The sequence below is a fragment of the Pyxidicoccus sp. MSG2 genome (genome assembly GCF_026626705.1).
In the GTDB taxonomy this organism is placed as follows: Bacteria; Myxococcota; Myxococcia; order Myxococcales; family Myxococcaceae; genus Myxococcus.
In genome coordinates this window covers 11,947,021-11,969,423 of sequence record NZ_JAPNKC010000001.1, presented here as the reverse complement: position 1 = coordinate 11,969,423, position 22,403 = coordinate 11,947,021, and the positions used below count along the sequence as shown (strand labels likewise).

At 70.1% G+C, this 22,403-nt stretch carries 17 protein-coding genes; 7 read left to right on the top strand and 10 right to left on the bottom strand.

Features of this window, described 5'->3' with window-relative positions; all coding sequences use genetic code 11:
• Nucleotides 1-122 precede the first annotated feature (122 nt).
• Together OV427_RS45700 and OV427_RS45695 are read right to left on the bottom strand one after the other, a co-directional pair.
• The gene (locus tag OV427_RS45700; protein WP_267862536.1) at nucleotides 123-2,288 is read right to left on the bottom strand and encodes a diguanylate cyclase; all 2,166 of its coding nucleotides are present in this window, start codon (nucleotides 2,286-2,288) and stop codon (nucleotides 123-125) included.
• Nucleotides 2,285-2,566 carry an FtsB family cell division protein gene (locus tag OV427_RS45695; RefSeq protein WP_267862535.1) on the bottom strand — a complete coding sequence of 94 codons (282 nt, stop codon included), beginning with the start codon at nucleotides 2,564-2,566 and terminating at the stop codon, nucleotides 2,285-2,287. The genes OV427_RS45700 and OV427_RS45695 overlap by 4 nt, the downstream gene beginning before the upstream one ends.
• Before the next feature lie 181 nt (nucleotides 2,567-2,747).
• Between OV427_RS45695 and OV427_RS45690 the strand changes: the two genes are divergently transcribed.
• Nucleotides 2,748-5,201 carry a penicillin acylase family protein gene (locus OV427_RS45690; RefSeq protein ID WP_267862534.1) on the top strand — a complete coding sequence of 818 codons (2,454 nt, stop codon included), beginning with the start codon at nucleotides 2,748-2,750 and terminating at the stop codon, nucleotides 5,199-5,201.
• Nucleotides 5,202-5,243: 42 nt separating this feature from the next.
• On the opposite strand, the gene OV427_RS45685 is transcribed toward OV427_RS45690, so the two are convergent.
• The gene (locus OV427_RS45685; protein ID WP_267862533.1) at nucleotides 5,244-5,762 is read right to left on the bottom strand and encodes a TlpA family protein disulfide reductase; all 519 of its coding nucleotides are present in this window, start codon (nucleotides 5,760-5,762) and stop codon (nucleotides 5,244-5,246) included.
• Nucleotides 5,759-6,247 (bottom strand): Fur family transcriptional regulator, encoded by a 489-nt coding sequence (locus OV427_RS45680; RefSeq protein ID WP_267862532.1) that lies wholly within the window; start codon nucleotides 6,245-6,247, stop codon nucleotides 5,759-5,761. The genes OV427_RS45685 and OV427_RS45680 overlap by 4 nt, the downstream gene beginning before the upstream one ends.
• A 391-nt stretch (nucleotides 6,248-6,638) precedes the next feature.
• Here OV427_RS45680 and OV427_RS45675 point away from each other — a divergent pair, with 391 nt between their 5' ends.
• The 3 genes from OV427_RS45675 to OV427_RS45665 all read left to right on the top strand — a co-directional run bounded on the left by OV427_RS45675 (nucleotide 6,639) and on the right by OV427_RS45665 (nucleotide 9,307).
• Entirely contained in the window at nucleotides 6,639-7,871 is a 1,233-nt protein-coding gene (locus OV427_RS45675) for a hypothetical protein (protein WP_267862531.1), read from the top strand.
• 16 nt (nucleotides 7,872-7,887) lie between these two features.
• Nucleotides 7,888-8,244: an FmdB family zinc ribbon protein gene (locus OV427_RS45670; protein WP_267862530.1), complete on the top strand. Its 357-nt coding sequence runs from the start codon at nucleotides 7,888-7,890 to the stop codon at nucleotides 8,242-8,244.
• A 310-nt stretch (nucleotides 8,245-8,554) separates the two neighbouring features.
• Nucleotides 8,555-9,307, top strand: coding sequence for a hypothetical protein (locus OV427_RS45665; RefSeq protein WP_267862529.1), 753 nt, complete (start codon nucleotides 8,555-8,557; stop codon nucleotides 9,305-9,307).
• A gap of 6 nt (nucleotides 9,308-9,313) precedes the next feature.
• Here the strand turns inward: OV427_RS45665 and OV427_RS45660 are convergent, their stop codons facing one another.
• Together OV427_RS45660 and OV427_RS45655 are read right to left on the bottom strand one after the other, a co-directional pair.
• On the bottom strand, nucleotides 9,314-10,039 hold the full coding sequence (locus OV427_RS45660) for a PHP domain-containing protein (protein WP_267862528.1): 726 nt from the start codon (nucleotides 10,037-10,039) through the stop codon (nucleotides 9,314-9,316).
• Nucleotides 10,040-10,103: 64 nt separating this feature from the next.
• A complete protein-coding gene (locus OV427_RS45655) occupies nucleotides 10,104-10,379 on the bottom strand; it encodes a hypothetical protein (RefSeq protein WP_206727828.1) in 276 nt (91 codons plus the stop codon).
• 230 nt (nucleotides 10,380-10,609) lie between these two features.
• Here OV427_RS45655 and OV427_RS45650 point away from each other — a divergent pair, with 230 nt between their 5' ends.
• On the top strand, nucleotides 10,610-10,816 hold the full coding sequence (locus OV427_RS45650) for a hypothetical protein (RefSeq protein ID WP_163996430.1): 207 nt from the start codon (nucleotides 10,610-10,612) through the stop codon (nucleotides 10,814-10,816).
• A gap of 66 nt (nucleotides 10,817-10,882) precedes the next feature.
• Here OV427_RS45650 and OV427_RS45645 read toward each other — a convergent pair whose 3' ends face one another.
• The 3 genes from OV427_RS45645 to OV427_RS45635 all read right to left on the bottom strand — a co-directional run bounded on the left by OV427_RS45645 (nucleotide 10,883) and on the right by OV427_RS45635 (nucleotide 17,973).
• Nucleotides 10,883-13,051 carry an alpha-amylase family glycosyl hydrolase gene (locus OV427_RS45645; RefSeq protein WP_267862527.1) on the bottom strand — a complete coding sequence of 723 codons (2,169 nt, stop codon included), beginning with the start codon at nucleotides 13,049-13,051 and terminating at the stop codon, nucleotides 10,883-10,885.
• 91 nt (nucleotides 13,052-13,142) lie between these two features.
• Nucleotides 13,143-15,593, bottom strand: a complete 2,451-nt coding sequence (locus tag OV427_RS50670; RefSeq protein ID WP_324290036.1) for a serine/threonine-protein kinase — start codon at nucleotides 15,591-15,593, stop codon at nucleotides 13,143-13,145.
• 109 nt (nucleotides 15,594-15,702) lie between these two features.
• Complete coding sequence (locus OV427_RS45635; RefSeq protein WP_267862526.1) at nucleotides 15,703-17,973, bottom strand: serine/threonine-protein kinase; 2,271 nt, start codon at nucleotides 17,971-17,973, stop codon at nucleotides 15,703-15,705.
• A gap of 65 nt (nucleotides 17,974-18,038) precedes the next feature.
• On the opposite strand from OV427_RS45635, the gene OV427_RS45630 reads away from it, so the two are divergent.
• Nucleotides 18,039-19,412, top strand: a complete 1,374-nt coding sequence (locus OV427_RS45630; RefSeq protein WP_267862525.1) for a sigma 54-interacting transcriptional regulator — start codon at nucleotides 18,039-18,041, stop codon at nucleotides 19,410-19,412.
• Nucleotides 19,413-19,426: 14 nt separating this feature from the next.
• On the opposite strand, the gene OV427_RS45625 is transcribed toward OV427_RS45630, so the two are convergent.
• A complete protein-coding gene (locus OV427_RS45625) occupies nucleotides 19,427-20,794 on the bottom strand; it encodes a hypothetical protein (RefSeq protein WP_267862524.1) in 1,368 nt (455 codons plus the stop codon).
• 329 nt (nucleotides 20,795-21,123) lie between these two features.
• Here OV427_RS45625 and OV427_RS45620 point away from each other — a divergent pair, with 329 nt between their 5' ends.
• Nucleotides 21,124-22,377, top strand: a complete 1,254-nt coding sequence (locus tag OV427_RS45620; protein WP_267862523.1) for a hypothetical protein — start codon at nucleotides 21,124-21,126, stop codon at nucleotides 22,375-22,377.
• Nucleotides 22,378-22,403 lie beyond the last annotated feature (26 nt).

Sequence of the window (22,403 nt, the reverse complement as noted above, 5' to 3'; positions counted from 1 at the left end):
AGCCGAGCCCCGGAGACAGTCCAGGTCAAAGTGCCACCGCGTCGCGGGCCGATGGACGCCATTCCGCATGCCGCGCACTTTTCCCCTGGCGTGGCACGGCGGCGCGACATCCGCGCCCGGAATCAGGAAGCGTCCGCCACCTGGAGCTTCCGGCCGCCCTGCATCTGCGCGACGGTGACGGACTGGTTCCGGCCATTGCGCTTGGAGTGGTACAGGCACTGGTCGGCGAGGTCGATGAGCTGCTGCTTCTCCATCCCGTTGTCGGGGAAGGTGGCGATGCCCAGCGACATGGTGATCTTCAGCGGGCCCATCTCGGTCTGGAAGACCTCGGCCTTCACCGCCTCGCGGATGCGCTCGGAGATGGTGTAGGCGCCCTTGGCATCCGTCTCCGGCATGACGATGACGAACTCCTCGCCGCCGTAGCGGGCGACGATGTCCGTGTCGCGCGCCAGCGACTTGATGATGCGCGCCACGCCCTTGAGCACCTGGTCTCCCGTGGGGTGGCCGTAGGTGTCGTTGACGCTCTTGAAGTGGTCCACGTCGGTGAGGACGACCGAGCACTTGCGCTGGTAGCGCCGCGCCTGCGCGAGGATTTCGTCCGCCTTCGTCTGGAAGGTGCGGTGGTTGAACAGGCCGGTGAGGCCGTCCGTGGTGGCCATCCGCTCCATCTGCTCGTAGAGCTGCGCGCGCAGCACCGCCTGGGCGGCCTGGATGGCGATGACCTCGATCATCCGCAGCACGTCCTGCTCGAACGCGGCCTTCTTGCGCGAGCCCGCGACGAGCGTGCCGAGGATGCGGTCCCCCGCCACCAGCGGGAAGATCTTCAGCGCGCCCAAGCCCCGAATCTGCGTCTCGTCGTCGAAGATGATCTGCCGGTCCATCGCCTTGATGTCCCGGCCCGGCAGCGGCGCGCCGTAGCGCACCACGTTGGCGACGAGCCCGTTGTTGTCCGGGAAGGACTGGCCCTCCAGCGCCTGGCCCTGGGCCGTGACACCGGACATGCGCACCACGCGGTGCATCCGCTTGCCGTCCACCTCGGACACCAGCGTCACCGCGCAGAAGTCCAGCCCCGCCAGGTGCCGGGTGCTCTCCAGCACGGCGACGAAGACCTGGTCCGGGCTGCCCGCGCGGTTCAGCTCCTCAATCGCGCGGAAGAACCGGTCCTTCTCGTCGCGCGTCTTGCGGATGTAGCTCATCACCCGCTCCACCTCGATGGAGCGCAGCACCTCGCCGGCGATGATGGACAGCAGCTTCTCGTCCTGGTCGCTGAAGGGCTCGTTGGCCACGCGGTCCGCCACCAGCACGCCGCGGACCAGGCCGCTGCCCTCGAGGATGGGGACGGCGAGCAGCGCCTGCACCGTGGGCGCGCTGCCCTCGTAGTGCGTCACGCCCTTGAGCCCCTGCGGCGAGTTCATCCGCACCGGCGCCCGGCGCTTGAGCACGCCGCCGATGATGCCCTCGCCGGCGGAGAAGCGCTCGCGCTGCACGCGCTCGGAGCCCGAGCGGCAGTCGTACAGCTTGAGGCTCCGGTCATCCGAGGTGAGCAGGAACGCCGCGCAGGTGTGCGTGCGCAGGCCCGTCTCGGCGATTTCGAGCGCCGCATGCACCGCGCCCTCGATCTCCTTCACGGAGGCGACGAGCCACTTCTCGTCGCTGCTCATGCCGCTGAAGCTGTCCTGCGTGCCGGAGGACACGAGGCGGAAGGTGCGCGCGCGCTCCTCCACTTCGCGGATGCGCTTCTGCACCGCGTCGCTCTCCGCCCGGCGCGCCGCGGCCATCCGCGCCGCCAGCACCAGGTGGTAGAGCCCGGAGAACAGCGCCAGGAAGGCCGCGTGCGTGGCGAAGCCAGACCAGTTCGGCACGTGCCCGGCGAGCGTCACCAGCGCGTCGAACACCAGCGCCACACCCAGCAGCGTCAGCCCCGCGTTGCGCGGCAGGAACGCCACCAGGAAGGCCATCAGCAGGTAGACAATCGGGAACAGCTCCCCGCCGCCGATGGCCACGACGATGAAGGCCGCGGCGATGAGCCCGCCGCCCAGGTCCAGGTCGTCGCGCAGGTCGATGACGGCGCCCACGGCGCCACGCATGGCACGGCGCCACGCGGCCAGGGCAATGCCCACCAGGAGGAAGCCCACCAGGGCCGCCTCGGTCCACTCCAGCGTGTGGAGCCCGCGAAAGCCTCCGCGCGCCAGGTGGATGAACGTGGCGAGCGCCGCGGCCGCGGGGATGGCCCTCACGGCGTGACGCAGCAACCTTCCGGGAGACGGAAACGCGGTCAGCGACGTCATGGGGACTCCAGGTGGAAGACCATCTCGCCCGGCTTCACGTAGCCGAGCTCCTCGCGCACGGACCGCTCCAGGGCGGACGGGTCCTTGCGCAGGGCGTTGATTTCCTCCCGCAGGGCCTCGTTCTGCTCGGCCAGGCTGCGGTTGCGCTCGTGCAGCGAGTCGACGTCCTGGCGCAGCGACATGTAGCGGCGGAAGCCCTTGGCGTCCGCCACCGACAGCAGGCTCAAGGCCCCCGCCACACCCACCGCCACCACCAGGAACTTTTGCCTCGCCGTCATGAACGCGCCGAAGGTACCAGCGACCCCCTGCCCCGCAAGAAAACCGCTCCAGGCATGTAGCAGCCGCGCGATCCAGCCGGCCCCCTCCCGCACAACCTGTCCCTGGAGACGTGGACGCCCGTGCGCCCGAGGCTGGGGCCACGGAGACCCCGAGGTCTCGCACCCATCCTGGAGCGCCATCATGAACCCCATCCCTGCTTCGAAACGAGGCGCCCGCCTGGCGCCGTTGGCCCTGCTGTTGCTAGCCACGGCCTGTGACACCGGGAGCCCCGAGGCCGCCGCGCACGCCCCGTCCCTGCCCGCGGTGAAGCTGGCCGCGACGGGTGGGCTCTCCGCCACGGTCCGCAGGACGTCGCACGGCATTCCCCACGTGCTGGCCCAGGACTACGCCGGCCTCGGCTACGGGTACGGCTACGCCTTCGCACAGGACAACCTCTGCGAACTGGCGCAGGTCGTCGTCACCGTCAGCGCGCAGCGCTCCCGGTACTTCGGGCCGGACGCGACGTACCCCGCCACGCTGGTCGGCGACATCCCCAACCTCAAGAGCGACTTCTTCTACCAGTCCATCAACGACGCGGGCACGGTGGAGGCACTGGTGGCCCAGGCGCCGCCGCGTGGCCCGTCGGTGGAGATGCGCGAGCTGGTCCGGGGCTATGTCGCCGGCTACAACCGCTACCTGCGCGAGACGGGTGTCGACGCGCTACCGGACCCGAGGTGCCGGGGCGCGGCCTGGGTCCGTCCCCTCACCGAGCTGGACCTCTTCCGGCGCTACTACCAGCTCAGCCTGCTGGCCAGCTCCGGCGCGTTCCTCACGTCCATCGTCGACGCGCAGCCGCCCGGGCCACTGCCGGATGGCGCTCTACCCGTGCCCCTCACCCTGCCCGACGTGCTCCCCGCCGGCGCGATTCCGAAGGCGACGGACCTGGGCATGGGCAGCAACGCCATCGGCCTGGGCCGCGAGGGCACCCGCAACGGCAACGGCATGGTGCTGGGCAACCCCCACTTCCCGTGGGAGGGCTCCGAGCGCTTCTACCAGGTCCACCTCACGCTGCCGGGACAGCTCGACGTGAGCGGGGCCAGCCTGCTCGGGGTGCCGGCGGTGCTCATCGGCCACAACGCGCACGTGGCGTGGAGCCATACGGTGTCCACGGGCTTCCGCTTCACCCCGTACGAGCTGAAGCTCGTGCCGGGCAGCCCGACGACGTACCTCTACAATGGCCAGCTCCAGCAGATGACGCCGCGCCCCACCACCGTGCTCGCGCGCAAGGCGGACGGGACGCTGGAGCCGCGGACGCACACGTTCTACTGGACGCGCTTCGGGCCGATGTTCGACTACCCGGCCGGGTACATGACGTGGAACGCGCTCACCGGCTACGCGTTCCGCGACGTCAATGCGACGAACTTCCGCGTGTTGGATCAGTTCCTCGCCATGAACAGGGCCGGCAGCGTGGACGCGCTGCGGCAGGCACAGGACTACTGGCAGGGCATCCCCTGGGTGAACACGGTGGCGGCGGACGACCAGGGCCGTGCGTTCTACGCGGACTCCGCCGTCGTCCCGCACGTCACGGATGAAATGGTGGCGCGCTGCGTGCTCTCCCCGGTGGCGCTGCTCGTGTACCAGTCCGCAGGGCTCCCGGTGCTGGACGGCACCCGCGCGGACTGCGAGTGGGGCTCGGACGCGGACGCGGTGGAGCCGGGCATGTTCGGCCCCGGCCGGATGCCGCACCTGGTGCGCCAGGACTATGTGACGAACTCCAACGACAGCTACTGGCTGTCCAACCCGGCGCAGCCGCTCACGGGGTATGACCGCATCATCGGCGCCGAGAACACCGCGCGCAGCCTGCGCACCCGCGTGGGGCTGAAGATGGTGCAGGGGCGCCTGGCCGGCACGGACGGGCTGGAGGGCCAGCGCTTCACGCTGGACCAGCTCCAGACGGTGGCCTTCAACAACTGGAACTTCTCGGGCGAGCTGCTGCGCGACAGCGCCGTGGCCATGTGCCGCCGCAACCCGTTCATCCTCGCGAAGGACGGGCGACTGGTGGACGTGCGCGCGGCGTGCCCGGTGCTGGAGAAGTGGAACCTGCGCGGTGACCTGGACAGCGCGGGCGGCCTGCTGTGGCGCCAGTTCATCTCCCGCATCGTGCCCGTGACGGGCGGCCCGTACCTCGTGCCCTTCCTGCCCACGGACCCGGTGAACACCCCGCGCGGCCTCAACACCCTGCACCCGCAGGTGGTGCAGGCGCTGGGCGGCGCGGTGCAGGTGATGCAAGCTCGCGGGCTCCCCCTGGACGTGACGCTCGGCGCGGTGCAGCGCGTGCACCGGAACGAGGCGCGCATTCCGTACCACGGCTGCGGTGACCCGGAGGGTTGCTTCAACGCGATGGGCGGCCGGCTCCTGCCGGACTACACCTACGTGCCCTTCCTCGGCACCAGCTTCGTGATGGCGGTGTCCTTCACGGACACCGGCCCGGTGGGCCGCTCCGTGCTGGCCTACTCGCAGTCCAGCAGCCCGGCCTCGCCGTACTTCGCGGACCAGACGTGGCTGTTCTCCCGCAAGCAGTGGGTGGACATGCGCTTCACCGAGGCGGACATCGCCAGCGACCCGGAGCTCTCCGTGACGCTGTTGCAGGAGTAGCGCGGTCGCCCTGCCCGCTCCGCCCGGGGTGAGGCGGAGCGGTCACTCCTCGGCGAGCAGCTTCTCGATGGCCTTTGCCACGTCCGCGTGGCCTTCCACGCCCTGCCACCCGGCCACGGCACGGCCCCGGCGATCCAACAGCACGGTGGTGGGCAGCGCGCGGATGTGGCCGAACGCCGTCTGGCCCTCTCGCAGGGTGTCGTTCGCCACCAGGACCGGGTAGCGGAGCGCGTAGTGGTCCGCGAAGGGCTGGAGCACCTTCTCGCCCTCCAGGTCCATGCCCACCGACACCACCTGGAAGCCCTTCGCGCCGTAGTCCTTCTGCAGGGCCTCCAGCGTGGGCATCTCCGCGAGGCACGGGAAGCACCAGGTCGCGAAGAAGGAGACGAGCACCACCTTGCCGCTCAGGCCGCGCGCATCGTGCCGCGTGGGCCCCACCGACGGGAGGGCCAGCGCGTACAGGAAGGCGGGCCCCGCATCCACCGGCCTCGAGCCGCGGCAGCCGGCCAACATCAGCACCAGCAGGGCCGCGCACACCCGGACTCGCGCGGCCGTCTTCATGCCGCCGTCGTCGGAGCCACGCCCGCGGCGCGCTGGCAGTCCTTGCACAGCCCGTACAGCTCCATCTTGTGCGACGTCACCTTGAAGCCGTGCTTGCGCGCCACCGCGTCCTGCATCGCCTCGATGCGGTCGTTCTCGAACTCGACGATGGTGCCGCACCGGGTGCAGATGAGGTGGTCGTGGTGCTCACGGCCTGCCGCCGCCTCGTAGCGCGTCTGCCCGTCGCCGAAGTTGCGCGCGTGGGCCAGGCCGCACTCGTTGAGCAGCTTCATGGTGCGGTACACGGTGGCCACGGACACCTTCGTGTCCTGCTCGCGCACCTTGTTCCACAGCTCCTCCACCGACAGGTGGCCACCGACGGCGAAGAAGGTGTCGATGATGAGGCTGCGCTGCCGGGTGCTCTTCAGCCCGTGCTGCGCCATGTAGCGGGCGAGCACTTCATCCTTCGACTCATCCTGCTCATGGCTGTGGTGGCTGTGGCTCATGTCGGTTCCTTCAAACGCCCCGCGGGTCCGCGCGTGCATCGTGCTCCCTTGGTAGGGGGCCGACCCAGCCCGCCCTCCGCTCCTGTTGTAACCGGTCCACGGGGCCGCCGCGACCCGCTCCATTCCGCAACGAAACGTTCCCCGCTGTCGAAGAAACCGTCATGGAAGACTGTTGGTCTCCGAACGCGGGGGCGAGATATCCCCGTCAGCCCCGGCTCGCAACGTCCGGCGGGTAAAGTCAGGGAGCGCCCGCGCCCCCGGCCGGCCGTCCCTCCGGCTTGCACTCGCCGGTAGCTGTTTAGATTGGAGTCGGACTGGCTCATTGACACCCGTCTGGCGGCGAAGATAGAGGCATCCGCCCTCGTAAACGAGCATTTTTCGGCGACTTTCCATGACCAGCCCCTGGCAGAGAAGACGACAGCCCGACGACGTACCCACCCCCGTGGCGGTTGCCGTCTCGGATTTCTGCAGGCGCGCGAAGTCGCCGGCCCCCGCCCCGGAGGTCCGAGAAGCGCTCGCCCTCCTGGCCGAGGACGATGACTTCCGCGTCCGCACCCTGACGGATGGAGAGCCCGAGGCTTCCCCGCTCGGCCCCTTCGCCGTCGTGGACATCCTCCGCGGCACCGCCCCCGCCCTGGCCGCCCAGCGGCAGGCGTGCGGCTTCTACGACGTGGCCCGGGAGCTGGCCTACGTGCGCGAGGAGAAGACGCCTCCGCCCGCCCCCGCGCCCAACGTGCCCGTCTTCGCCACGCCGCCCGCGTCCGCCGCCGAGGAGGGCGACGGCAAGGCCGGCAAGAAGGCGGGCAAGGCCGCGAAGCAGGAGGCCGCCGTCCAGGAGCGCATCGCCCCGCGCAAGCGCGCCACCCCCGAGGCCGACGCCACCGACGCCGACACCCTGCCCCCCGAGGACGGTGAGGACCTGGGCTTCCTGCGGCGGGACCTGCCCCGTCCCCGGGGCCGCTTCACCCGCGTGGAGGCGCCCCGGGCGTCCTTCATGGAGCTGACGCGCCTGAGCACGAAGCCGGCGGTGGAGGGCGCCCTGGAGGGTGCCGAGCACCGCTTCGCACTGCTGCGCAACCTGTCCCAGCGCTACAACGGCTCGCGCGGTGAGCTGACGCTGGTGGACGTGGAGAACGTGCTCAAGGACCACGGGCTGCTGGAGTCCTTCACGGAGAAGGAGAAGAACCAGGTGCTGGCCGCGTACTCGGATCAGCGCGGGGCCGCTGGCCGCGTGGGCTGGTCCCTGGGGCTGAGCCCGTCCGAGCTGCAGCGGCTCATCTCCGTGCTCGGCATCGGCGACGAGGTGGAGGCCCTGCGCGAGCGCTTCCGCCGCGAGGCCCTGGCCACCTCGCACCTGACGCACCGGTTGGACCTGCTCGGCCGCGAGAAGTACCTCACGGACCTGGGCATCCAGCGGAAGTTCTCCGACTCGCTCCGCAAGGAGCTGGAGCGACTGGTGGCCGACGAGTTCCCCGAGGCCACCGAGCTGCACGGACTGGCGGATGCCGTGGGCCGCAAGCACGGCGCGCCCGCCGAGCTCGTCTTCCGCGCCTTCGAGCGCCTGGGCCTGGCGGATGGGCTGCGCAAGCGGCTCCTCGCCAACGCCACCCCTTCAACACCCTGACGAGGCACTGACACCCATGCCCATCTACGAATACGCCTGCCAGAGCTGTGGAAAGACCATCGACGTGCTGCAGAAGATCTCGGACCCGACCCCGGCCGCGTGCACCGCGTGCGGCGCCGAGGGCTCCCTGTCCAAGGTCGTCAGCCGCTCCAGCTTCGTCCTGAAGGGCGGCGGCTGGTACTCGGACCTGTACAGCTCCACCAAGAAGGACGGCGGCTCGTCGTCGAGCGGCTCTTCGGGCAGCTCCTCCTCCAGCTCCTCGTCGGGCAGCAGCGCGTCGTCGAGCGACTCCTCGTCGTCTTCGTCGTCTTCGTCGTCCGCGAGCAGCACCCCGGCGCCCGCGCCCGCGGCGGCCTCCGGCGACAAGAAGTAGGAGTCGCGGGGAGGCGGAAAATTCGCCCCGGGCACGGGAGCGGCGCACACTTGCGTCCCGTGCCCTTCCCCCCTTCGAAGCGTCCTCCCCGCAACTGCGCTCTGTGTGGTCACCCGGAGCTGACGGATGCGCGCGGGCTTGGCCGGTTCCTCCTCGTCGCGGATCCCCTGGGCCGGGGCCCCGTCTGCCCTCCCCAGCGCGGCTGCCGGGGTGGCAGCAAGCGCGAGGAGCTGGCGCCGTCCCCGCTGACGCAGGCCGCTCGCTGAGCTAAGCAGGCCCCCTCCCGCGCTCGTGTCCTCGCGGAGGTGCCATGCCGCTCAACCGATTCCGACTGTCCTCCCTCGCCGTCCTCCTCCTCACCGCGCTCGCCACGGGCTGTGGCTCCTACACCCGGATGCCCCCCGAGGCGCGCACCTCGCTGAACAGCGCCCTCAGTGGCCCCGAGGCGGTGCAGTACCTGCGCGTCTCCAGCCACGTCACCCCCTTCTTCGGTGACGCGTCCAAGCACCTCCTCACGCCCTACGCGCCCGAGGACGTGCGCCTGCTGGACGACTCGAAGGGCAAGCCCATCAACCCTGGCGCGGTGGAGCGCATCCTCCCCGCCGGCACGAAGCTGCGCATCACCAAGGTGGAGTTCCCCACCTCGTGGGTGGTGGCGGAGCGCGTCCTCTACACCCCGCGCACCTGGCCGTGGGTGTACCTCGCGGAAGAAGGCGCCGCGCCAACGGCCCCGCCGCTGGTGCTGGTGCTGCCGCCGAACCTGGAGCGCCCGGAGGACTTCCGCACGGAGCTGGAGAAGTACCTCGCGCCCCGCGAGCTGACGGCGCAACTGGACGCCCTGCCCCCGGCCGTGAAGGAGGCCGTCCGCGAGAAGCGGCTGGTGCCCAACATGTCCATGGACGCGGTGCGAATGGCGTGGGGCCCGCCGGAGCGGGTGCTCCGCACGCTCGAGGGCTCATCGAAGAACGAGGAGTGGACGTACCCGGGTGGCCGCCGCAAGGCCTTCCTCACCGACGGCCGGCTCGCCCGCGCCGAGGAGGCCGGCAAGCCGCTCTTCCCGTGACGGTGACTACCGGCGGCGGCGCTGCTTGCCGCCCCGGCCCCCGCCGCCCGACTTGCGCGCGGCCTGGGCCTCGCCGGGCCGGGTGAGGCGCGGCAGCTCGCCGGCCATGACGGGCCAGAACTCGCCCTTGAGCAGCTCCGCCACCAGCTCCGCCTGCGTCTTGATGTCGCGCTTGAAGAAGGTGGCGCCCCGGCCCACCTCGTCCAGCGAGCCGCGCGCATCGCTGCCCCCGGTGCACGGGAGCTTCAGCGCCTCGGCGGCCTCCACGGCCAGGTCATTGGCGGTCTGCTTCACCCGGGCGTTGTAGCCCTCCACCGCGCTCAGCACGTTGAGCGAGCGGATGAAGTCCATGGCCGGGTTCTGCGAGTCCCTGTCATACGGGCGCGCGGCGACGATGGCGGCCCCCAGGGACTTCACCTTGGGCAGACACTCGGCGGCGCTCCACGGCTTCTCGCGGTTGCTGCCCCACAGCTGCACGGGCTCCGGGGCCAGCTCCGGCTTCGGGAAGAAGCAGAGGTACTGGCCGCGGTCCGTCACCAGCTCCAGCCCGACGAAGACCTTCAGCTTCGCCTTCGCGCCCAGGTCGAACAGCTCATCACAGCCGTCCTGGGTGTTCGTCTCCGTGAAGGCCACCCCGTCCAGGCCGAACAGCGCGGCCCGTTCCAGCACGTTGCGAGGGTCCAGCTCGCAACCCTTGGACAGGTAGGAATGGGCGTGCAGGTCGATGAGCATGGGCGCCGCTCCCTAACAGGCCACACCCGGGCCTGTCGAGCCTGCCGCGCCCGCCCCGAGCCCCTCAGGCGAAGGCGTAGGACTGGAAGGTCCCCTGCCGGGCCTGCGTGTTCTTCTCCTCGTAGGTGCGGATGAGGTACCCCATCAGCATCAGCGAGGACGTGTTCTCCAGCACCCGCGACGGGTCCTTGGAGATGAGATTCGCGCTGTAGTTCAGGAAGAACTGGGCCAATTCCTCGCCCGCCTCCTTGACGATCAGCGCGTTGAGCGCGGTTGGCTCCATCGTGCGAATCGTATTGATGAAGTCTACCGCGAGGTCCTTCTTGGTCTTCATGTCCACGGGCCTTCCCCCTTCCCCACCGCCGCCATCACTCGCGGCCCCTGCCCCGAGCGCCCCAGTCACACCAGGTGCGACTCGGGCAATCTAGGCACGCGCCCCGCCCTGCAAACCCCCGCACTGGCTGGATCAATATCCGAGCGTCCGGGAAGCCGGGTTTTTGACACCTCTGGAAATCACGTGCCATAACCCCCTATTGTCCTTTGTCAGTACCGCACAAGGAGTGGCAGGCGATGTTCACGGGCGTGAAGGTCTTCTCCGCCACCAAGGCGAAGGAGCGCGAGGAGCTGGGTGAGAACGTCACCCGTTGGCTGAAGAGCAACGCGGATCTGGAGATTGTCGACCGCGTCGTCTGTCAGTCGTCCGACAACGAGTTCCACTGCTACACCCTCGTGCTCTTCTACAAGCACGGGAAGAGCCAGCAGCCGCAGCAGCCGTAGCCAGCCGCCGGAGGAAGGGACGACCTCCCCTCCCACCGGCCGGCCCCGACAAGCACCCGCCCGGCCCTACGGCTGGGGAACCACCTTCGGCACGTACACGGAGACGCTGCGAGGCGGCAGCTCCACGACTGTCGCGGTCCCCTCGAGCGTCAGCTCGCGGCCGCTGAAGATGTCCGCATACGTCCCCTTCCCCGCCGCCAGGCCGGCCACCAGGTCAATCTCCAGCGGCGGCCGCAGCACGGTGCCGCGGTTGATGACCACGATGGCGCCCCGCCCGTCCGGAAGGCTCCGCTGGAAGATGTAGAGGTCGCTCTCCACGCGCAGCGTGTGACGGGCACCCGTCTGCAGCGCCTCATTCGCGGCCCGCGCCTGGCCCAGCTTCTGGACCAGCGCCAGCAGCTCCTGCTCCATGGGCTCCAGCACGGTGCCGAAGCGCATCATCCGCCGGTTGTCCGGGTCGCCCGCGCCCGGCATTCCCATCTCGTCGCCGTAGTACACGAGCGGCACGCCCGGCTGGGTGAGCAGGAAGGTGAAGGCGTACTTCGCCTTCTCGAAGGCGGCCGGGTCCGTAATCGTGGCCGGCGGGCGGGAGTTGCTGAACGGGTCTCCCCCCGCGCCGTCGAGCTGCTTCGCCGCCTGGGACATGAAGCGCGCCACGTCATGGTTGCCCAGGAAGGGCGAGTTGATCGTGCCCGGCGCGTAGAAGACCTCGTTGGCGCGCACGGCCGTGTCCACGACGCTCAGCGGCTCGCCGTCCGCGAAGGCGCGGCGGATGGGCCAGTACAGGGGGAAGTCGAACTGGCCGTCCAGCTCGCGAGGGCTGATGTAGCGGGCAATCTGCGAGCGGCCGTCCTCACCGACGAAGGTCTCCCCCACGAGGTAGAACTCGGTGCCCGTCATGGCGGTGATTTCCTTCAGCCGCCCGCGCAGCGTGCGCCCCGCCACCTGGTCCATGTGCTTCACGGCGTCCATGCGGAAGCCGTCGAAGTCCGCCGCCTCCAGCCACCAGAGCGTGTCGTCGACGAACTGGTCCACCATGTCCGACGAGCGCCAGTTGAAGTCCGGCAGGTAGTTGGTGAACTTGCAGGTGAGGCGCTTCTCCTCCCAGTCGCAGTCCTGGGTGCCGCACACGCAGCTGGCGGACGTGTTGAACCAGCCGTCGCCGTGGTGCTGGATCCAGTACGGGTGCTCCTGGTGCACGTGGTTGAGCACCAGGTCCGCGATGACGCGGATGCCCTTCGCGTGGGCCGCGGCGGTGAGCGCGCGCAATTCCTCCAGCGAGCCGAAGCGGTGCTGGGTGGTGCGCGGCTTGGACGGCCAGTACCCGTGGTAGCCCGCGTAGTACTTGCCGCCGGTGCCGACGAACCGCCCCTCCGGGTTCTGGTCCACGGGGGAGATCCACAGCGTCTTCACGCCGAGCTCGCTGAAGTAGCCCGCCTCGAGCTTCTCGGTGATGCCGGCGAAGTCACCGCCCTGGTAGTTGGCGATGGGGTCCACGTCCGCCACCGGCCCGTCGTTGTCCGCCCGGGCGTTGTTGAAGCGGTCCGTGAAGGCGAAGTACATCAGCCCCGACTCCCAGCGGAACTTCTTCGCCTCCGTCCAGAAGGGCAGATAGAGCGGCGTGGCCTCGCGACCCTGGGCGTCCTTCGCCGTCACCTTCACGTGGTGCTTGCCCACGGGGGCGACGTCGTCGAGGCGGAAGATGCCGGTGCTCCGGTCGAACGCGTCGGGCTTCTCCACGCCGTCCAGGGAGATGGAAACCCCCTCCTTCGCGGGGCCGGCCTCGTCCGTCCCGTCCAGGTAGGCGACCTCCACCTCCAGCTTGCCGTCCTCCTTCACCACGAAGCGCCGCAGCTCCAGCGCCGGCTGCCGGCAGTCCGGCACGGTGAGCTTCGAGTACTCCTCCGCGCGCACCCAGCGGGTGTACGGGTTCTGGGGGTCCATCAACTGCTTCTCCCCCAGCTGGAAGCGGTAGCCGTAGTCGCGCGGCTCCAGCCCCTCCAGGCGCGCCGTGAAGACGCCGTCACCGCGGTCCTGCAGTTTCAGCGGGCCGGTGGACGAGAAGCCATCCCACTCGCCAATGACGGACACGGTGCCCTGCACGGACTGCTGCGGGGCATAGGTCAGCGTCACCTCGCAGGTCCGGACGGGGATGGAATCTTCGGAGTCACCGCACGCGGCGGCGACGAGCAGCGCCGGAATCGCCAGGGCGCGGGGGAAGCGGAAGGGCGTCATGCGAGCACCTTTCTACGGGAGCCCCGCTCGCTTTTCCAAGCCCCGGGGGGCGAAGGGTCTGACTCAGTGCGTCGTGGCCTGGAAGGGGGGCCTACCGGGCCTCGTACTCCTGGAGGATGCGGAGGACCTTGCTGGCCTGGGGGTGGTCCCCCGGCGCGAGCTCCAGGAAGCGCTGGTAGTGCTTCGCGCCCTGCTCCTGGTTGCCGCGCCGGGCCTCGACGGTGCCCAGCATCAGGTAGCACTCGGCATCCTGGGGGGCCTGGGCCACGCACTGGCGGGCCCGCGTCCGCGCGGCTTCGAGCTTCCCCGCCTTGAGGAGGGCGCGCGCCGACTCCAGGGCCTCCCCTGCGCCACTCACCGGGGCCGTGCCGCGGGTGGCCGGCTCCGGGAATGCCTCCGGCGCCGCCCGCTTCTCCAGCCGCTGCGTGCCGGAGCTCCGGGTCACCGCCTGCCGGACCACCGCGGGCCCCCGCTCGGACAGCGGCCGGGTCTTCTCGATGAGGACGCGCATCGCGCCCGTGTTGTCGGAGGGGTCGTCGTCGACGAAGCCGCAGGACAGGCCGCGCATCCCGCTGATGCGCACCTCCTCGCCCTGGGACAGGAGGAAGCGCGAGGCGCGCTCAGGAGGCTGGTCCTCGGGCCGCTCCCGCTGCATGCAGGCCACCGTGAGCACCGGGCCGCGCTCGCGTCCCCGGCTGAAGGCGCCCTCACCCACCGGCTCCAGCGTCAGCCGGTAGCTCTCTTCCGGAAGCAGGCCCGACAGGGTGAAGGCGCGGTCCACCGCGGCCGTCATCCACTCCGGATGGAGGACGAGCTTCTGGACCTCGTCGGTCCGCAGGTTGGTGAGGGACACGGTGCGCCCGAGCAGGTTCGCCGGGTTTGGAGGGCCCAGGGTGAAGAGCATCAGCCCGGACGCGCCACGGAGGACCTCGGGCTTGCGGGACACGGGGCCCACCGCCGCGGCGGCGTCCACGCCCGGCCCCGTGAGGAGGAAGAAGAGCGCGGGCTGCGCCTTGCCACGGTCCGCGGTCGGGACGACGGTGGTCTCCACGATGCGCCAGTCCGCCCCGGAGTCCAGCGTCCCCAGGGCGGCGCGCCCGCTGGAGACCTGGAACAGGTGTCGCCGGGCCTCCAGCTGGAAGGACTCCACCGGCCAGGCCGCGGAGGCCGGCACGTCTGGCTCCGCCTTGTTGGAGGTCTTCGGCGCCGGGACCCCGGCCATCCGCGAGGGCGGAGAAACGGGCCGGAACGAGGGCGGCGGCCCGGGAGGCGGCGCCTCCTCCTGCTCCGCCCAGTCGGCCTTGAGCCGGATGAAGGTCACCCACAGCAAGGCCAGGACGGCGAGCACGGCCACGCCGCCCACCGCCGTCGACAGGCCGATGCCGTCCTGGAGGATGCCGCCCTCGGGCGTGTTGTCGTCGTCCGCCTGCTCCGGCTCCGAGGCGTCCCGCGGCGCGCTCGCGTCGGTCTCGAGGGTCCGGATCTCCTCGGTCAGCAGCGCCGTTGCCGGCTCCGTGGGCCGGGGCACGGGCGGCGCCTTGCGCCAGACGGACAGCTCCTCCACGAACGCGGGTGGCACCTTCGTGTCCCGGCCCTCCTGGCTCATGTCCGGGCGGAACAGCTCGCGCAGCAGGTACGCGACGGACATGGCGGAGAAGCGGGGCGAGGACGTGTAGAGGAAGCCGGCCAGCGCGTCGCCCAGGGCGTGGGCGGACTCGAAGCGGTCCTCCTTCTTCATCGCGAGCGCCTTGTGGAGGATGGCGTCCAGTGCGGAAGGCACGTCCGGCCGGACGTCGCGCGCCCGCGGCAGCGCCTGCCGGCTGACCAGGTCGTGCATCACCGCGTACTCGGGCCCCTCCAGCGGCAGCCGCCCGCAGACCAGCAGGTAGAGCACCACGCCGGTCGCCCAGACGTCGGTGCGTGCATCCACCTCTTCGCCCCGCGCCTGCTCCGGCGAGAAGAACAGGTACTTCCCCTTCACCACGCCCGGCGCCGTGTCGAAGCTGCGCAGCGAGCGCGCCTTGGCGATGCCGAAGTCGACGATCTTGACCTGGCCCTCGTAGCTGATGAGCACGTTGTCGGGAGAGATGTCCCGGTGGACGATGCCCAGCGGAGCGCCCTTCTCATCCGTGCGCGTGTGCGCGTAGTGCAGCCCCCGGCACATCTCCAGGGCGATGAAGGTGGCGACCGGAACGGGCAGGCAGGTGAACTCGGAGCGCAGCGCCCGCTTCAGGATGCGGTGGAGCGGCTGGCCGTCCACGAACTCCATGGCCAGGAAGTAGTCCCCGTCCACCTGGCCGAAGTCGAAGACCTGGGCCACGTTGCCGTGCGACAGCGTGGCGGAGATGCGCGCCTCGCTGATGAACATGGAGATGAAGGCCTCGTCCCCGGAGAACTCCGGCAACACCTTCTTGATGAGCACGGACTTGGTGACGCCGGCGGCGCCCATCAGCCGGGCGCGCCACGTCTCCGCCATTCCCCCTCGACCGATGCGAGCCTGAAGCTCATACCGGCCGAAATGTTTCCCCTGCTCACTTGCCATGGCGGGCGTACGGTACCGCTCTGACGGGGGGGTTGCTAAGCCCCCCACCTGCGGCGAATGGGATTACTTCCTGTTCTCTACCCGCGGGCAAAGACCTGCCCCGGACGGATCAGGGGAGCTGTGACTGGTCGTAGGCCTGAAGAATGTGGCGTACCTGCTCGGCCTTCGGATGGTTCGGATGTCTCTCGACGAAGCGCCGGTACCGGACGGCCGCCTCGTCACCACGCCCCATTCGGGCCAGGCTGGTGCCGGAAAACATCAGGCAGTCGGCATGGTCGGGAACCAGACGCAGGCAGCGTTCGGCGGTTTGGAGTGCTTCCCAATAGTTCCTCGTGAGCGCCGCCTCATTCAACTGCTCCCTGGCGCGCGCGACCATGAGGCTGGCTTCCGCAATCTGGCCGCGCAAGGGGGTCTGCCGAGCTCCATTCTGGACGTCGTCGATTGGAGTGGCGCGGACCAGCATGTGGCCCTGATTGTCCGAGGGGTCATCGTCGACGAATCCGCACCTCAGCGCATCAATCCCCTCGATGAACACCTCTGTGCCCTGTTCCAGGAGGAACGCCACGGACCAGCCCTCGGCTTGCCCTGCTGTCAGTCCGGGAGGAGCCCACTGGACACAGGCGACCCGGCGCACGGGGCTCCGTTTCAACCCATGGACGAAGGCCCCCTCCCCCACGGGTGTCAGCGTCAAGGAATACATGGCCGACTCGCTCAGCCCCTCGAGCAGGGCGGCCTTCGCCACGGACGCCGTCATCGCTTCCGGACGGAAGACGAACTCCTTCTCCGAGCCAACCAGCGAGCTCACGAGCTGGATGTCCCGCACGGAAGCCTGGCCCTGGGAGGCTGAGCCCAGCGTGAAGAAGGAAATGGCCGAGGCGCCCTGGAAGCCGAGGACATCGCGGGTAACCTCTCCCAGCTCGGCATCGCCAGACACCGACGCTCCCGAAAGCACGTAGAAGATGGGAGCCACGTTGGACGCAGAAGGCGCATGGAGCCACTTCGGCTCTGGACTGGAAGCGTCAGAAATCTCCGAGACTCCATAGTTCAGGGTAGGTGCCAACCCCGAGAAGGCGACGAGACTTCGCGGCACCAGGATCACATCCCGCTGGGCGTTCAAGCGGAGTTCTATCGGGGCACCTTTCGCCAATTCGTGCGGAGCTCCGGGCGCGGGAGTCCCGTCTGAGTTCGTTGGCCACTGTGGCTGAAGAGACGACGGCTCATGCTCGACGGGAGAATCACCGTCCCAGGCGTGCGGCAGAACGGCGACCGCCCCCAGTGTCAGGACGACGGCGCCTCCGGCGATGAGAATGCCACGCGAGAGGCTCGGCGAGAGGCCGGGCGCGGGGCTCTCCCGGGCAGTCGCGGCTGTCGGTGCGGTATTCCGCCAGGCGGCCAGTTCCTCCATGAACGCGGGAGGCACCGCCAGCTCCCGTCCCTCCTTCGCCAGCTCCTCCCGGAACAGCGCGCGGACCAGGTGCGCCAGGTTCATGGACGAGAACCGGGGCGCGAAGTTGTAGAGGAACCCGGCCAGGGCATCGCCGAAGGCGTGGCTGGACTCGAAGCGCCCGGCGAGCTTCACCGACAACGCGCGCATGACGATTTCGTCGAGCTCCGAGGGCAAGTCCTTGCGCAGCTCCTTCGGAGAGGGGAAGTCGCCGCTCGCCATCCGCATCATCACCGTCTGCGGGGGCCCGGTGACGGGGCGCTGGCCGCACAGCAACTCGTACAGCACCAGGCCGGTGGCCCAGACATCCGTGCGCGCATCCACCTGCTTGCCCCGCGCCTGCTCCGGCGAGAAGTAGAGGTACTTGCCCTTCACCACTCCCGGCTCGGTATCGAAGGTGCGCAGTGAGCGCGCCTTGGCGATGCCGAAGTCGACAATCTTGACCTGGCCTTCGTAGCCGACGAGCACGTTGTCGGGAGAGATGTCCCGGTGGACGATGCCCAGCGGGGCGCCCTTCTCGTCCGCGCGCGTGTGCGCGTAGTGCAGCCCCCGGCATATCTCCAGGGCAATGAATGTCGCCAGGGGCACAGGCAGCGCCGGCAGGCCGCTCCTGGCCGCGCGTTTGAGGACGCGGTGCAGCGGCTGCCCGTCCACGAACTCCATGGCCAGGAAGTAGTCCCCGTCCACCTGACCGAAGTCGAAGACCTGGGCCACGTTGCCGTGCGACAGCGTGGCGGAGATGCGCGCCTCGCTGATGAACATGGAGATGAAGGCCTCGTCGTCCGAGAACTCCGGCAACACCTTCTTGATGAGGACGGGCCTGGTGACGCCAGCGTCGCCCACCAGCCGGGCGCGCCACGTCTCCGCCATTCCCCCACGACCGAGCCACGACACCAGCTCGTATCGGCCGAACCTGTCGCCGGGTTGCAAGGCCATTGCGGGAGGCGACCTTACCCCAAATCCGGGGAATCCCAGACGCTGCACCGGGCCAACCCCGTGCTATGTTGCGCGCCGTGGCAAGTCTGGGAGACGAGGACGGGGACGAGCTGGTTCGAACCGATGCCCTTCCGGCCATCCGCATTCCTCGCGTCCGCATGCGTCTGGCGGTGCTGACGGGGCCGGATGCCGGCAAGGCCTATCCGCTGTTGCCGGGGCGCTACCGCATCGGCGCCGAGGCGACGGCGGACATCGTGCTCCCGGACCGGGCCGTCTCGCGCCAGCACCTCATCCTCGAAGTGAGGGATGACGGCGTACGCGCGGTGGACCCGGGCTCGCGCAATGGCTCCTTCTGCGAGGGCATGCGCTTCTCCGAGCTGGAGGTCCGCCCCGGCGCGGTCCTCACCCTGGGCACCACCGAGCTGAAGCTGGTGCCGGAGGGCGAGAAGGCACGCGCCATGCCCCTGTCCACGCGCGGCAGCTTCGGCGGGCTGGTGGGCAACAGCCGGCGCATGCGCGAAATCTTCACGCTGCTGGAGCGACTGGCCGCCGGTGAGTCCGACGTGCTCATCCAGGGCGAGACGGGCACGGGCAAGGAGCTGTGCGCGGAGGCCATCCACGCGCACAGCCCCCGGAGCAAGGGGCCCTTCGTCATCGCCGACCTGGCGGGCATCGCCCCGCAGCTGCTGGAGAGCGAGCTGTTCGGCCACGTGAAGGGCGCCTTCACCGGCGCCAACACGGACCGCGCGGGCGCCTTCGAGCGCGCGCACGGCGGCACCCTCTTCCTCGACGAGGTGGGCGAGCTGCCGCTGGAAGTGCAGCCGCGCCTGCTGCGCGCGCTGGAGCGCCGGCAGGTGAAGCGCGTGGGCGCCAATGACTACCGCACCGTCAACGTGCGGGTGGTGGCGGCCACGCACCAGGACCTCGAGGGCGCGGTGAAGAACGGCGCGTTCCGAGGAGACCTGTTCCACCGGCTCGCGGTGCTGCGCGTCGTGCTGCCCCCGTTGCGTGAGCACCCGGAGGACATCCCGCTGCTCATCGACACGGTGCTGACGCGCATGGGCCGCCCGCCCAGCGCGCTGTCGGACCAGACGCGCGCGCTGCTCGCGCAGTACCCGTGGCCGGGCAACGTGCGCGAGCTGCGCAACGTGGTGGACCGCGTCGTCAACCTCGGCGAGGAGGCGCTGCCGGACATCCCCGACGTGCCCCCGCGCGCGGTGGCGGTGGACGATGACCCGGAGAACACGGTGCCCATGGCCCTGGACCTCCCCTTCAAGGAGGCCAAGGAGCGGCTCATCGAGGGCTTCGAGCGGGACTACCTGCGCACCCTCCTGGAGCGCTGCGAGGGCAACGTGTCCCGCGCGTCGCGCGAGGCCGGCATCGACCGCGTCTACCTGCGCAAGCTGCTGCGCAAGCACGGGCTGGACACGTCGGCCTAGGTCCAGTCGCGCGCCTACTCCTGACTGTGCTCCTGGCGCCTGCCCTCCTTCACCCGGGCCAGGTCTTGCGTGTTGAGGAGCTCGGCGAAGTCCGTCACGCGGGGCCCGTCCAGGGCCAGCTCCTGGGCGAGGAAGGCGGACACCGATGAGGCCGCGCCCACTTCACGCGTGCGCACGTGGAGGAAGTTCGTTCCCGTCTCTGCCTTGTGACACCCGCTGCACGTGGCCTGTGCGAAGGCGTGGCGCACCTCCTCCGTCACCCCGGGCACCTGCCAGAGGCTGTTCTGGGGTACCGGCGCCGCACCGGCGCGGAAGGGTGCGCCCCGCCACCTGGCGGGCACGTCGTGCGTGCCCGCGAGGATGGCGCTCGCGTTCCGGGCGGCCCAGTCCCCCAGCGTCTGCGTGCCGTTGAGGGCCGCGTCCACCTCCTGCTTCACCGTGTCCGGCGTCAGGAGGCCCGAGGGGCCCAGGACGAACTCCCGCATCTCCCACTCCTGCGGGGAGGCCGGCGACAGGGGCACCTCGTTGGTGCGCACCTGGAGCAGTGCGCTGCCGTTCTGCCGCCTGCGCGCGGCATCCCGCCGGGTGAACCTGCGCGTCGCCTCGAACAGCTTCTCATTGTACTTCGGGCCGAAAGGCTCCTGCCCGAGCGCATGGAAGCGCTTCGCCCAGATGAGGATGTCCGGCTTGCCGATGATGGGCAGCGCGTACTCGAAGATGACGGTGAAGGGCTTGCGCTCGCCGTTGGGGCCGAGCACGCCGAACACGAAGCGTCCCTCGCCCGCGCGGCCCGGTTCTCCCACGGAGGGCAGGCGCCGCAGGTCCGGGCGGTAGACGATGGCCAGCAGCCGGAAGGGCGCCTTGCCGAAGTCGAGCACGCATTGGAAGTCCGCGCCGATGCAGCCGCTGGCCGCGCGCCACGGGTCGATGACGAGCGAGCGGATGGCCGGGCGTGCCGGGACGCGCTGGCCATTGATGAGCTGCTCATGCTCCCACGTGCGCAGCCAGTGCAGCACGAACATCGACCGCGCCCAGTCCTTGTCGCGACCCCTCAGCCCATACAACGCGTCCGGCAGCATGTTGTCGATGAGTCGTCCGAAGCTCCATCCGCCGTCGGGCGCGCTGTTCACCTTCCGGGGGTCCCACTTCGTGAAGCGCGCGTCATCCACCACGCTCGCGTCGGTGACGAACAACTGACGTGCCGGGTCGATGGACGTGCGGTCCACCGCCTGGCGGAGCGTCTGTGTGGCCTCGACTTCCGGCACGTCCTCGGACGGACCGCAGGCCATGAGGGCGAGGACACAGACGGTGAGCAGTCTGGGCCAGGAGTTCGGTGCGACGACATACGGATGCCTGATGCTGATGGGATTCGGGGGTGACATGGAATCTTCTCCCTCGGGGATGGGGAACACCGGAAGGTGCACGCAAGGACAACCAAGCTGTCCGGGCGCCCCAGAGGTAGTCACGCAGTGACGAGCAGCCACCCGCGTCAGTCCACGTGTTCACACGCCCGGGCACTTCCATCGTGCAGCCAGCACGGCCACATCCCTCGGGTCTCACGCCCTGGCAGGCGCCGTCGTTCGCGGTCCTCCGGTCCGCACTCCCGTGAGACCGCGGGGAGGCCCGACACGCGACGGACGGAGGTTGGCTCGCCCGCCAGGGCTGTACGCCTTGAGGGCGCGGCCCCCGTGCACAGCGTTCGGGGGCTGCCATGCACCCTCCCTCTTCTCGACCCATCCTCGCGGCGCTGCCACTGCTCACCGCGCTCCTGTCCACCGCCTGCGGCGACCGCGCCAGGGATGACGCTCCGGCGGGCCCCGTCCCTCGCATCTGGACGCTGCGGCACCTTCGAGACGATGCGGCCGCCCATCGCCCGCTCCCGGAGGGACTCGCCGCCCTCGCCGTCGGTGAGCCCGTCACGCCTCGCGGGCGGCCGCTGCCGCAGTGGTCGCCGCCCTACCACCGCCTGGAGCGGCTCCAGGACCAGGGCCAGGACGGCTTCAACGTCCTCCCCGCCTTCCGCGAGGGGCGGCCCGTGGCCCTCGCCGTGCTCGAGGTCTGGGAGCACATGCCAGAGGTCTGGGTGCAGCCCTGGTACGTGCTCGTCACCGATTACGACCCGGCGCGGCCGGCGGACGTGCACCGGCTGGCGGGCGCGCTGCCGCTGGTGGACATCGGCGAGGACAGCGTCTTCTACAGCCCCTTCTGGGAGGTGACGTACGTCGTCGTCCCCCAGGGCACGCCACCGGACCGCTACCGCAGCGCCGTGGACCTCTACTCCTCGGGACTGCCCATGTACCGGGGAGGCGGGCTGCTCGCACCGCTTGCGCCGGCCGACGTGATGCCAGCCATGGCGGAAGGCGGAGTGACGCCGCTGCGCCCGCTCTCCGGTGACAGCGTGGGCGCCCCCGGCAGGGGCGAGGTCTGGTTGCGGGGACGGCGCGTGACGTACCTCGACTTCGGCACGCGGGCCTTCACCTGGAACACGAAGGCGGAGCGCAACGGCGTGGTGGACGAGGCGCCCCTCTACCTCTTCGCCACCGTGGATACGACCGGGCGCGCGGTGCCGCTGGGGCTCCCCCCGGTGCTGGGCTCGGACGGCCGCGCAGGAGCGCCTCGCATCGGAGCGCTGACGCGCCCGCACCTGGTGCTGCTGCCGCCCGGCGCGGCCCCCTTCGTCCCGTCCGAGCTGGGCTCACTCAAGGCGGAGTTGCGCGAGCGCGGCGTCCCCGTGGTGGACGCGCACCCGACGGCGGAGCAGCTCGCCGAGGCGAAGGACTATGTGCTGCGCGTGGCGCTCAACCCGGAGTGCTTCCAGGAGCTGACGCGCTTCCCCCAGGCGTGCCGGTGGCTGGACTCGAGGGCGGCAGTGGAGGCCAGCGTGGAGCCCGCGGCCGTGTTCCCCCAGGACGTGCTCTTCACCTCGCCCGTGCTCCCCTTCGCGGGTTGGACGCCTGGCTCTTGAGTGACGCCTGTATTTCTACAGTCATC